At 60.9% G+C, this 12,083-nt stretch carries 10 protein-coding genes; 9 read left to right on the top strand and 1 reads right to left on the bottom strand.

What is annotated here, in order from left to right; genetic code table 11:
* Positions 1–473: 473 nt before the first annotated feature.
* Positions 474–791, bottom strand: a complete 318-nt coding sequence (locus J5J06_16065; GenBank protein ID MCO6438608.1) for a hypothetical protein — start codon at positions 789–791, stop codon at positions 474–476.
* Between J5J06_16065 and J5J06_16060 the strand changes: the two genes are divergently transcribed.
* The 9 genes from J5J06_16060 to J5J06_16020 all read left to right on the top strand — a co-directional run bounded on the left by J5J06_16060 (position 777) and on the right by J5J06_16020 (position 12,073).
* Positions 777–1,373: a trypsin-like peptidase domain-containing protein gene (locus tag J5J06_16060; protein ID MCO6438607.1), complete on the top strand. Its 597-nt coding sequence runs from the start codon at positions 777–779 to the stop codon at positions 1,371–1,373. The two genes, J5J06_16065 and J5J06_16060, sit on opposite strands and share 15 nt — an antisense overlap.
* Positions 1,374–1,896: 523 nt before the next feature.
* Positions 1,897–2,322 carry a heavy metal-responsive transcriptional regulator gene (locus tag J5J06_16055; GenBank protein ID MCO6438606.1) on the top strand — a complete coding sequence of 142 codons (426 nt, stop codon included), beginning with the start codon at positions 1,897–1,899 and terminating at the stop codon, positions 2,320–2,322.
* The gene (locus J5J06_16050) at positions 2,322–2,639 is read left to right on the top strand and encodes a hypothetical protein (protein ID MCO6438605.1); all 318 of its coding nucleotides are present in this window, start codon (positions 2,322–2,324) and stop codon (positions 2,637–2,639) included. The genes J5J06_16055 and J5J06_16050 overlap by 1 nt, the downstream gene beginning before the upstream one ends.
* A gap of 43 nt (positions 2,640–2,682) precedes the next feature.
* Positions 2,683–3,855, top strand: coding sequence for a cation transporter (locus tag J5J06_16045; GenBank protein ID MCO6438604.1), 1,173 nt, complete (start codon positions 2,683–2,685; stop codon positions 3,853–3,855).
* A gap of 275 nt (positions 3,856–4,130) precedes the next feature.
* Positions 4,131–4,658, top strand: a complete 528-nt coding sequence (locus J5J06_16040; GenBank protein ID MCO6438603.1) for a hypothetical protein — start codon at positions 4,131–4,133, stop codon at positions 4,656–4,658.
* A 739-nt stretch (positions 4,659–5,397) separates the two neighbouring features.
* The gene (locus J5J06_16035; protein MCO6438602.1) at positions 5,398–6,927 is read left to right on the top strand and encodes a TolC family protein; all 1,530 of its coding nucleotides are present in this window, start codon (positions 5,398–5,400) and stop codon (positions 6,925–6,927) included.
* Positions 6,924–7,082 (top strand): hypothetical protein, encoded by a 159-nt coding sequence (locus tag J5J06_16030; protein MCO6438601.1) that lies wholly within the window; start codon positions 6,924–6,926, stop codon positions 7,080–7,082. Before J5J06_16035 ends, J5J06_16030 begins: the two co-directional genes overlap by 4 nt.
* Positions 7,083–7,143: 61 nt before the next feature.
* On the top strand, positions 7,144–8,871 hold the full coding sequence (locus tag J5J06_16025) for an efflux RND transporter periplasmic adaptor subunit (protein ID MCO6438600.1): 1,728 nt from the start codon (positions 7,144–7,146) through the stop codon (positions 8,869–8,871).
* A gap of 103 nt (positions 8,872–8,974) precedes the next feature.
* A complete protein-coding gene (locus J5J06_16020) occupies positions 8,975–12,073 on the top strand; it encodes an efflux RND transporter permease subunit (protein ID MCO6438599.1) in 3,099 nt (1,032 codons plus the stop codon).
* The last annotated feature ends 10 nt before the right edge of the window (positions 12,074–12,083 follow it).

Raw genomic sequence — 12,083 nt, 5'->3', positions numbered from 1 at the left:
GGTTTGGAGACACGTTGCGTCATCAATGTTTGGCCGTCTCTGGACATTTCGTGCCGGCTTCCTACTTGAGGTTGACTCACAGCGCTGAGCTTGGCGCGGCGGCGGCTGAGAGGACAAGTGACCGATGAATCGCGCCATCTAATCGAGGAGATGCAATGATGGGTGGTATGGGCCTATGGATGGGGATCGTCGCGTTGATCATGATGATATTCGGCGGAGGGTTCTTTGGCGTCGGCACACAGGGATGATCTTGACACGGATGTCACTCACAAGCGGCGGCGCCTGAATGGGCCGCCGCTTGTGCGTGTCTATTTCTCGTGTGCTTCGCAGCGAGGGTGGTGGTACCAATGAACATGCCGTCAAGGCGCTTGAGCTCTATGGTTCTTGTCCTTGCAGGCGTTTCGATCACCGGTCTCGGTTGCAGAGTATCGGGGCGGGGTAGGGCCGGGATCACCGACCAGGACATTGCCAAGCTACGCGAGCAGCTCGAAGCGTGTCGCAAGGCTCATCTCGCAAACGCGTCTCACGACGAAGTGCAACGCCTGCGCGTTGAGTTGGGGCAACAGAACAACGCCGCCCAGCTGTTCCAACAGCGCGACGTCTCTTTGCGTCGGATCCTTGACGAGTCGTCCCGCGGCGTGTGTCTGCTCCATGGGAAGTTCGGCTTCGTCGATCCGGCGGTTGGCACTGAAGAACTTGTGACGGACGAGACGGGCGGCCCGCTGGAACTGGCCTACATAGGCTCCGGATTTCGGGTTTCTGCGGAAGGTGATGTCGTGACGAATCGTCACGTGGCCGAACCATGGTGGAACAACTCAAGCGTGGCACAATTGCTCGGGCGAGGCTGGGTACCACGGCTACTGTGCTTGACGGCGTATTTTCCAGGCCAAGCTCCGAGGAGCGTTGATCTCTCAACGATTCGAGTGTCGCAGAAGGCGGATGTGGCAGCGATGACCGTTAATGCGGGCAGCGCAACCGTCCTCCCGTTGTCGGCAGTATCGTCAAACGAGTATCGCGGTCAGCGAATCGTGTTGATGGGCTATCCGACCGGGTTGAGTGCCCTCCTCGCCCGCGCCGAACCGGAAATCGTTGAAGACATACTTGGTGTGGCGGTGGGGCCCGAATCTGTGCTAGAAGAACTCGCCAAACGCGGCGCCATTTCGCCAATCATCACGCAGGGAGCCCTCAACGAGATCACGGCCGGCAAGCTCGTGTACGACGCGGAAACTACGTCGGGAGGCTCCGGCGGGCCCGTGATCGCCATGAACGGCTCCGTCATCGGCGTCAATTTCGCCATTACGCGAGACTTCCACGGAAGTAACTTTGGCGTTCCGGTGCGTTTTGTCAGAGAGCTTCTGGGCGAGCCGCACTGAGCGGCGGCGGCGACCATGCCGAGCCCACGTCAATGCGGATCGATCCGTGAATACCCTTTCAAAAACCGTTTTGGCCCACTGCGGTTTCTTCGCTGACCGGTTCGATGCGGACTCGCGGACAGGTCGTAAATACCGATTATGCGACTCTTGCGACGACTTGCGGACGTTTGGGTATAGGTCGCAAGCCCAGGCATTCGGCGTGTCGAGAGTCGGGATAGATCCTCGTATAAGTACCCACCTCCTGGACCTGTAACCGCGTCCGGTGCCCCTTCAACCCGCTGGTGACCGTAGGACAGCTTCGAAGCGTGGATGTCGGCCTGTTTCAGAGTTGCGGCGCGAAAGCCCATCACGACTTGCGCTACGTGCGGGGCAGGGGAGCGTGCGTATTCGTTCTTTCGGCTCAGGTCGAATCCCGTTGATCTGCTGTTACATCGTGAGGGTTTCCACGCACCGTGACAAAAAGGCCGGCTCGCCCTTGACCTTACATATAGGTGTAAGGTGTATAATTCAGGGAGGTGAGGCCATGAAACCCGAAAACGCGGAGCGATTGACCATCGGCGAGGTAGCCCAAGCGGCGGGCGTGGCCACCACGACGCTGAGGTACTACGAGCGGGAGGGGCTGCTCTCGCCGACCAACCGGAGCCGGGCGGGCTACCGTCTCTACGACGACGGGGCCGTCGAGCGGCTGGACTTCATCCGCGCGGCGCAGGCCGTCGGGTTCACGCTGGACGACATCCGCGCGCTCCTGCAATTGAACGGGGACTCGCCCTGCAAGCAGGTGCAGGCGCTGATCGAACGGCGGCTGGCCGAGGTTGACGGGAAGCTCGCCGACCTGCGCCGCGTGCGATCCACGCTGGCCGACGCCCTTGATCGCTGCCGCAAATCGAAGAAAGGGTGCGCCGTCGTGGCGGACTTGAAACGAAAACGCGGAAAACGGAGATCGAACTGATGAGGATATTCAAGACGCTGACGCTGGCTTCCGCCGCAGCCGTGGCACTGGTTGCCGTCGCGGGCATCGTGCTGGCGCAGTCGCGCGCCGAGCGCCCGGACTGCCCCGGAAAGATCACCTGCCCGCAGACTGGCGAGATCATCTGCCGAGACAAATGCCCGACCGTCGATCCGCACCGCCCGGACTGTCCGGGCCGGATCGTCTGCCCGTTGACCGGTGAGCTGGTCTGCAAGGATCGTTGCCCGCTCCACAAGAGCGGCACGACCGCCGACGCGAAGCAGGCGGAATTGCCGCCGTGCTGCGCGAAGAAAGGCTGAGTATCAGCAGACCAGTAGGACTCGCCCCGTCGGAGGTACCCGGATGCCGCATTGCACTCAATGTGGGAACAACGGTCGAAACGTCAAGCGCATAACGCTTGAAAGCCTGCTGCGCCCGGATCGCCGCGCGGACATCGGGGACGGGTCGTACCATGTCTGCCTCACGCCCGATTGCGGAACGGTCTACTTCGGCGCTGACGGTGCCGCCTCCTTCGACAAGTCCGACCTCTCCGTCCGGTTCGGCTTGAAGGAGACCGCGCAGCCCCGTCCGGTGTGCTACTGTTTCGACCACAGCGTTGAGGGAATCCACGGCGAGATTCGCGGGACGGGTCAATCGACCGTGCTGGACAGCATCAAGGCGGCGATGAAGGGGCCGGGTTGCCGCTGCGAATACACGAACCCGATGGGCTGCTGCTGCCTGAGAAGCGTGGAGGAAGTTGTGGAGCAGGGGTTCAGACTTGCTGGCCGCGAGGATGCGTCGGCACGACGCGGTGGTGGCGACAACGAGGACTGCTGCGTTTCCGGGGCTGCACAGAAGGAACTAACGGACACGGCCCGCGAGGATTGCTGCCCCACATTTTCTGGCGCTCACGGCGTCGAGGCGACCCGTCACCGGGCGGGCGTTGTCGCGGCGGGCGGGTCGGTGCTGGCTGCGATCTTCTCGTCAGCCTGCTGCTGGCTCCCGCTGGTTCTGATCGCGTTCGGTGTGTCGGCGGCGGGTGTGGCCGGGTTCTTCGAGGCGTACCGCCCGTACCTCATCACGGGCGCACTGATGTTGCTGAGCTTCGGGTACTACACAGTTTACTTCCGTCGGGAGACATGCGCCTCGGACTCCGCCTGCACGGCCCCGAACCGGAGGCTGCGCGCGTTCAGCCGGATAATGCTGTGGACGGCCACGGGCTTGGTCGGCGCGTTCGTGTTCTTCCCGAACTATGTCGGCCATCTGTTCGCCGCGCCGACATCACAGAATGCTCTCGCGCCGGATGCTCGCCTCGCCACGGCCAAGTTCCAGATCGAAGGGATGACCTGCGAGGGCTGCGCCAGCGGACTGCGCGCGACGCTGGCCAAGCTCCCGAATGTGGCCTCCGTTGAGGTTGACTACCCGACCAAGACGGCGGTGGTTCGGTACGCCGCCGACAGCCCGCGTGCTGTCGATCAGGTGGTCGAGGCCGTGAAGACCGCTGGCTTCAGCGCGGCGCCTGCCGACGACCCGTAGGGAGGACGACGGCGGACGGTTGGAGAGGACACATGCGACAGCTTCCAGTCTCAGCGGGCTTGGTGCTCGCATTCGCGGGCGCATGCTTGTCGCCAGCACGCCCCCGTCACAACGCTGTGGCCAAGCACCGGAACACATCGCATACCCGTGGCGGAAGTGATGACCTCGTGTTGGTCCCCCTTGCCGACTCGCTTGCGCCGCTGCAAGACTGTTTCAACGCGGACAAGGGCAAGCCCCGGCTCGTCGCCGTGTTGTCCCCGACATGAGGAGGCTGCGTGTACGCCGCCCGCGGGGTGGTTGAATCGGCCATAGACGCACACCCGGACGCCGACATCAGCGTCATCATCATCTGGATTCCCATGCTGCCGGGCGACAGCGAGGCTGCGGCGCGGAGAGCGAGCGGCATGTTCGACGACGCCCGTGTTCACCAACTCTGGGATGCCAACCGACGGAGTGGGATCGCCTATTCGCGTGATGTGTTCCCCCGATGGGCTGCGGATGCAGCAGCGGCATTGCCCCCCGGCGACACTCTCTTTGAATCGCTCAAGTCGAGAGCGGACGCGCAGTCGGAGAAGCGACCGCTCTGGGACGTCGCCATGTTTTACGCCAAGGAAACCGAGTGGGGCGATGGCCCGCGCAGGCCAATCCACTGGGCGAAACAGATCGCGTACTTCGGAAGGCAAGAGGGCGGCACCTCGGGCCTGTTCTGGCACAACGACTTCGGCGAGGAGCCATTCGCGTCTGATTGGCTCGTCGAGGTCAGCCTTGGCATGTCACGGTTGCCATGGATCCCTCGGAAGTAGTGTGAAATCAAACGGCCCAATCGGCCGATAGTGACAGGAAGGGCCGCCATGACGCTGGTTGCCCCCACATGACGGCGGCATCGAACCGCCATTCCGCGATCGATACCCCGGGGCAAGAGCGGTTCGAATGGGGCAGTCGTGACCGCTGGCGGCGCGCCGCCCCCAAGCGGCGTGTTACTCGGAAGTTACCGTGAGCAGTTTGACGACTCCGACGCGCGTAGGCTAGGCTTTGAGCATGATCGTAAGGATGTTTGCAGTTTCTGTGGTTGCGGCGTCATTTCTCGGCGTCCCGGCGTTGTGCATGGGCGGCGTAATCACGCATGCGTGCGATTGCGCGTCGGAGACCGCATGCAACTGCCAAGCCGACTGCGATCACGACTCCGGCTGTGGGCACGAAAGCGGCTGCTCCGACGATCCGTGCAGCATCCAGGTCGTTCGAACCGATCGCCAGGGCCCCGAAGTCGTCACGGTGTCTTCGCATGCGATCCCAGCTACGTTTGTTCACAGCATTGACACGCAGCCGTCACCTCAAACGGTGTGTGCCTGCGTGCGGGAACGGTTTGGCGGTGACACTCTGCCGTTCCCTCCCAGTGACCTCCCTCTCTTGATCTGATTCCACTTTCGAACTCCGTATGGGCCGTTGCGGGTCGCATCTGCGCGCCCGCTTCAGCATTCTCGGAATGCGCCATCCGTTCGATGCGCACCAATCTCGTGAAAAACTCATTCAGGGACTGCTTGTATGCTTGGACATATGCGAAGCGTTTTCTGGTCGTCCGTCGCGTTGGCCGCGATTGGTGGCTGTGCGACCGTCAATCCACGCTCGGACTACGAACGTGTAGGACGGCACGTCACGGAGGCTACCGGGCGGGAACAAACCTACCAGCCCGAAGACGACGAACTCGTGGCGGAGATTGTCGTTGGCCTGTGCGAAGACGGAATCACGGCAGCCGAGGCCGTCGAGATATGCTTGCTCAACAGCCCGACACTTCAGGCGGCGTTCATGGATGTCGGAATGGCACGTGCCGACGCCGTTCAGGCGGGACTGTTTTCCAACCCGTTTGTGGGGATCTCGGCGAGGTTTCCCGATGGCGGCGGCCTGGCGAACATCGAGGCCAGCGTCGCGCAGAATATCGCCGAGTTGTGGCAGATTCCCATCCGCAAGCGAGCTGCGGAGCGTACCCTCGATCGCGCAATACTCGACTTGGCGAGGACGGCGGTCGGCCTCGGTGCCGATGCCAAGGCCGCGTACTTCGAGGCCGTCGGTGCGGACGAACTCCACCGGATCGCACAGGAGAATCTCATCATTGCCCAGGATCTACTTGAACTCGCTCTGGCCCGTCAGGAAGCAGGCGCGGCGAACGAATTGGACGTCAACCTGTCGCGAAGCATCGCGCTGAACGCGGACATCGAGGTCGAACGAGCGCGCCTCGCATCCGCGGACGCTAGACGCGAACTGGCCATACTGCTGGGGTTGGTGAGCCGCGCCGACCAACTTGTCCTGGCCGATTCACTTCCGGACGCCTATCCCGAGATCCAGGATACCCCGTCATTGGTGGAACTTGCAAAGCGGTGGCGCCTTGATCTGAGGTCGGCTCAAGAAGCGGTTGCCCTGGCCGAGGCTCAGTTGGACGAACAGTATCGACTCGTTTGGCCGGTCGTCGAGCTTGGCCTGGACCTCGAGCGAGAAGATCGCCGTTCGCAAGGCGGCCGCGACATCCTGGCTGACACCGCGCGGGCCTCGATTGCAAATGGTGGCCTGACCGCGCCGGATATTCAACCTCGGTCGGAGCGCCGGAGCGAGCACGGGCAGAACACTATCTTCGGGCCGAGTCTGGGGGTTGAACTTCCGATTTTCGATCAGAACCAGGCACAGATCGCGAAAGCTCAATACGCCCTGCAGCAGGCTCGCAAGACGCTCGATGCTGTGGATCGCGCCGTCAGCCAGGAAGTCCGAGGCGCGGCGGACCGGGCGCTGACCACATGGAGGCTGATGCAGAAGTTTCGGGAGCAATCGATACCGCTGGCGCAAAGTAATCTGGAACTGTCGCGCGAAGCCTACCGCGCCGGCCGCGCATCCTTTCTCTCGGTGCTCGAAGCGCAGCGCCTTTCCCTGGAAACACGAAGTGGCCTGGTGAGCGCGGCGCAAGCCGCAGCCATCGCCGTGCCCGAATTAGAGAGAACGATCGGTCTACCGTTCGCCAAGCTGATCGAAGGAATCAAGGCCGAGTCAGCGCTGGGAGCGGATGCTGAGGAGGATGTCGAACCGTGACACACAAGAACCCGCAATACAAGGTTGTTGCATTTACGATGCTGACCGTCATGTCCCTGACGCTCTGCGGCGGATGTACACCGCTCAGTGGCGGTGAGATTGAAACGTTCCTGAGAGACCTGCTGCTCAACGCTGCCGCAGCATTTCTTCTTTGATCGCTTCCGACGAGATAGAGCGTTTGTCGCGCAGTGACATGACGCATGGAGAACTAACGCAATGAACAGAACAGCAAGAATCCTGGTAGCAATCGCTGCAGTCGTCATCCTTGGCGGCGGGGCAGCCGCCATATCTCGCGTGCGCGCCCAGCAAACACCGGCCGCCACCAAGCCTCAGCAGGCTCACGATCATGCGGAACATGGTACGGCCGATCCGCACGAGGATGAACATGAAGAGCAAGGGCATCGCGAAGGTGACGAGGACGATCACGACGAGGACGGTCATGAAGACGCACATACGGACGGCGACCATGCCGGCCACGAAGGACACGACGACCATGATGAGGAGTCAGGCGTTCGTCTGAGTGCTGAGGACAGAGACAAGTTCGGCATCGAAGTGGCGACGGCGGGGCCCGGGCGGTTGGCCATGCAGATACGACTTCCCGGTGAGATCGTGCTCAACGCAGACCGGGTTGCGCATATCGTCCCACGGGCCCCCGGCGTCGTCCGCGAGGTGATCGCTAGCGTCGGAGACTCGGTCCACACCGGCGAAGTGATGGCGTGGCTTGAAAGTGCTGAGTTGGGCGAGGCCAAAGTCGACTATCTGTCCAAGTGGGCTGCGCTCAGCGGCAGCACTGTCGACCTCGTTCGCGCGCGGCAGGTCCATCACAACACCATGCGTCTGCTGGAGGTTTTGGATTCGTCCCCTTCGTTGGAGACTCTCCGCGAGACGGAGGAGGGACCCATGGGCGAAAATCGGAGCATTCTGGTTTCCGCCTACGCCGAATTCGTGTTCTCCAAGGCTGCTTTCTTGCGGGAGAAACCGCTCTTTGAGAAGAAGGTGGCGAGCGAGCGCGATTATCAGGCCGCGGAGGCGGAGTACAAAAAGGCCGACGCGATGTATGCCGCGACGCGTGACGGCATCGAGTTCAAGATTCGCCGGGACCTGCTGGAAGCGGAGCGCACGCAACAGGTTGCCGAGATCGAGCTTCAGGGCGCCAGGCGGCGCCTCTACGTGCTCGGGCTGACTTCGGACGAAATCGCCGAATTGGAGCGATTGGCCGAGCGCCAAACGAACCGCGCTCGACGGAGCACAGTCTGCGATGATCCACAGTGCACAACGTGCAACCACGTGTCTTCCACCGCCGGCGATGACAATTTCTCCGAAGACGAGATAAGGGCAGCCGAGCAGAAGCTGGCTTGGTACCCACTTCGCGCGCCGTTTGACGGCACCGTGATCGAAAAGCACCTGACATTGGGCGAGAAACACAGTGATGATTCCGGTGCTTTCACAGTCGCTGATCTGAGTTCCGTGTGGGTCAGCATTGCCGTGTATCAGAAGGATCTCACGTACGTTAAGAAAGGTATGAGTGTCACGGTTTCTGCAGGTGGCGGCATGCCCGGCATGGAAGGCACTGTGGCCTATGTAGCGCCGATTGTTGACGAGAAAACGAGAACGGCGCTGGCCCGCGTCGTGTTGCCTAACCCGGACGGCAAGATTCGCCCAGGTCTTTTTGTCAGCGCCCAGATAGCCATTGGACAGGATGTCGCTTCGGTCGTCGTCCCCAAGTCGGCCGTGCAGAGAATGGGCGAAGAACCCGTCGTGTTCCTGGACACTATCGAAGGCTTCAAGCCTGCACCGGTATCCCTTGGACGAAGCAATGAATCGCGAGTCGAAGTCCTCTCCGGCTTGGCTGCCGGACAGCAGTACGTGATGCGGGGCGCGTTCGAATTGAAGGCGAAGATCGTCACAAGTGGGCTCGGCGCGCATGCCGGGCACGGTCACTGACAGCAGCGTAGTTTGATCGAGTCGCGATCTTGGCCACTCGCTAAGGCCGGTCGCCGCAACAGAGCCGAATCATCACGCTACGTTCATCGGAGGAGTCGAGATGATCAATAAGTTAGTCGAGGCGTCTTTGAAGGCAAAAGGCCTGGTTGTCGTTGCCATCATCGCGGTGATGGCATACGGCGCTTACGAGTACAGGCAGATGCCCGTGGACGCCTTTCCTGATATCTCACCGATCATGGTTCCGGTGTTCGCGGAAGGCCATGGCATGGCCCCGGAGGAGATCGAGCGACTCATTACCTATCCGATTGAATCTGCGATGAACGGCTTGCCTGGTGTCACGCAGATCAAATCCACGTCCGCGTTTGGGATGGCCGTCATCTACGTCTACTTCAAGGACAGTGTAGACATCTACTTCGCGCGGCAGCTCGTCGCGGAACGCCTTGCGGCGGCTACCGCCGAGCTGCCCGAGATGGACGAGCCGCCCGCGCTCGGGCCAATCTCCACGGGCCTCGGGCAGATCTTCATCTACTACCTGACGCTCGATAAGGGTGTGGACACGGAGGGCAAGGACCCCAACACATATCTCCGTGAGCTCAACGATTGGGTTGTCAAGTTCCAACTCAAGACAGTTCCCGGAGTCACGGACATTTTGTCCATCGGGGGGCACGTTCTGCAATATCAAATCCGCGTGGATCCCGATGCTCTCCTGCGATACGGCCTTTCTTTGGATGACCTGGTCGACGCGGTACGCGCGAACAACAGAAACGTCGGCGGCCAATTCCTGGTTATCGGCTCTGAGGAGTCTCTGGTGCGCGGACTCGGCCTGCTGGAGAGCCTGGACGACATTCGGAGTATCCCGATCAGAGTGGAAGACGGTGTGGCCATCCGGCTGTCCGATGTGGCCGACGTGGTTTACGGAAACGAGATCCGTCGAGGCGTCGTCAGCCGCAACGGAGAAAAAGAAGTGGTGTCGGGCATCGTCCTGAAACTCTACGGCGAGAACACGTCCGATGTCATCGAACGCCTCTACGAAAAGGTCGAGGGCGTCCAGGCTTCCCTCCCCAACGGTGTGTCACTGATCCCGTATTACGAACAGGCGGAGTTGATCGAGCAGGCCACGTGGACGGTGAAGAAGGCACTCCTGCAGGGTGCAGCACTGGTCCTCCTGACGCTCGGTGTCTTCTTGGGTAACGTGCGAACGGCATTCATTGTTGTACTGTCGCTCCCGATCTGCGCACTCGTCGCCGTGATCTGCATGGGATTCAATGGAATCTCGGCCAACCTCATGTCCCTGGGTGGAATCGCGATCGCGATCGGCATGCTCGGAGACGGGGCGATCGTGATGGTCGAGAACATCTATCGGCACCTGAATGACTCCGGAAACGCATCGAAGAACAAAACCACCGTCATTTTGCATGCTGCAAGAGAAGTCAGTCGCCCGATCCTGTTTTCCATCGGAATCATCATCACCGTGTTTCTTCCGATCTTCACGCTCGAGGGCGTGGAAGGAAAGATGTTTTCCCCGATGGCATTCACGATCGCCTTTGCCTTGCTGGGCTCCATCGGGACGGCGCTCATCGTGGCGCCTGTTCTATCCGTGTTCCTGCTCAAACAGGGAACGCATAAGGAACTGGTCCTCGTCAGCAAGCTGAAGACTCTGTACCGCCCGCTGTTGGAGCGAGCGATTCGCTGGAAAGGCGCCGTGGTTGCAGGCGCGCTCGTCGCATTTGTCGCCAGCTTGGCGGTGCTACCATTCGTCGGCACGGAGTTCATTCCGACCTTGGAGGAGGGCTCTATCCTGGTGGGCGTGATCATGTCGCCGTCCATCTCTCTGGAGAAGGCAACCGATACCGTCATGACCCTCGAAAAACAGATCATGAAGTACCCGGAAGTCGACGAAGTCATCTCCAGGATCGGCCGTCCCGAGGCCGGTAGCCATCCCCATCCGGTTAATTACGCGGAGATCCACATCGAACTACATCCGCCCGGCGAGTGGACACGGTTTGAGGACAAGCAGGAATTGGTTGCAGCCCTCAGCGCTGACCTGTCTTCCTGGCCGGGAGTCCAACTCAATTTCACGCAGCCCATCCAGAACGCCTTTGACGAACTTCTCTCGGGAATCCGCGCCCAGTTGGCCATCAAGCTGTATGGCGAGGACTTGAATGTCCTCCGCGACAAATCGAACGAAATCAGTGCGGCCATCGAAGACGTGCCCGGCTTGGTCGATCTCTCGGTGGAGCAGAGCTTCGGCCAACCGCAGGTTCAGATCATCGCGGATCGCGCCGCATGCTCACGATACGGCATCGCGGTCGACCAAATACAAGAGATGGTCGAGCTGGCGATCGGTGGCGAGGTGATCGATACACTTTACCTCAACACTCGCCGATTCGGCATTCACGTCCGTTTCAGGGAGGATCGGCGGATCGACCCGCAGGCGATACGTGACACGCTCGTGCACACCAATGACGGCTCACTCATCCCGCTCTCACAGGTCGCCCAAGTGAAGGAGGTTGTCGGCCCGATTCAGGTGAATCGCGAGAAGAACCAGCGGCGCTGGATCGTTCAAGGCAATGTGCGCGGTCGGGATATGGGTGGTGTTATTGCGGACATCCAGCAGGCCATCACGGACAAAGTCGATTTGACGCCCGGGTATTACATCGAGTACGGCGGTCAATTCGAGAACCAGCAGCGCGCCATGGCCCGTCTGTCGATCATCGTACCCATCGTCATCGCCGTCGTATTCCTCATGCTGTGGATGTCGTTCGGCTCGACGCGCCACGCGCTCATCATCATCGTGAATGTGCCACTGGCGCTGATCGGGGGCATCTTCGGACTCTTTCTCACGGGCGAGTACCTTTCCGTGCCCGCGTCGGTTGGTTTCATTGCATTATTTGGAATCGCAGTACAAAACGGCGTCGTTCTCGTGAGTTACATCAACGAACTGCGCGCCGGTGGAATGGCGCTACACGAATCCCTCATCAACGGAGGACTGCTTCGATTGCGCCCCGTACTCATGACGGCCATCACGACGATTCTGGGTTTGCTGCCCCTGCTCCTGGCAAGCGGAATCGGGTCGGAGGTCCAGCGCCCGCTGGCGGTTGTCGTCGTCTTTGGTCTCACGACGTCGACGCTGCTGACACTATTCGTCATTCCCGCGGTCTATGGATGGCTGGGCGGGAAGGCCGTCGAGGTGGAAATCTGATTGCTCCAAG

The organism is Phycisphaerae bacterium (assembly GCA_024102815.1).
GTDB lineage: Bacteria > Planctomycetota > Phycisphaerae > UBA1845 > UBA1845 > JAGFJJ01.
The sequence above is the reverse complement of the archived record's forward strand: the minus strand, read 5'-3'. Positions and strand labels throughout refer to the sequence as shown.

Excerpts from the sequence above, each read along its gene's own strand:
- J5J06_16055 (MCO6438606.1), top strand. The coding sequence starts at position 1,897 with ATGAAACCCGAAAACGCGGAGCGATTGACCATCGGCGAGGTAGCCCAA.
- J5J06_16050 (MCO6438605.1), top strand. The coding sequence starts at position 2,322 with ATGAGGATATTCAAGACGCTGACGCTGGCTTCCGCCGCAGCCGTGGCA.
- J5J06_16045 (MCO6438604.1), top strand. The coding sequence starts at position 2,683 with ATGCCGCATTGCACTCAATGTGGGAACAACGGTCGAAACGTCAAGCGC.
- J5J06_16035 (MCO6438602.1), top strand. The coding sequence starts at position 5,398 with ATGCTTGGACATATGCGAAGCGTTTTCTGGTCGTCCGTCGCGTTGGCC.
- J5J06_16025 (MCO6438600.1), top strand. The coding sequence starts at position 7,144 with ATGAACAGAACAGCAAGAATCCTGGTAGCAATCGCTGCAGTCGTCATC.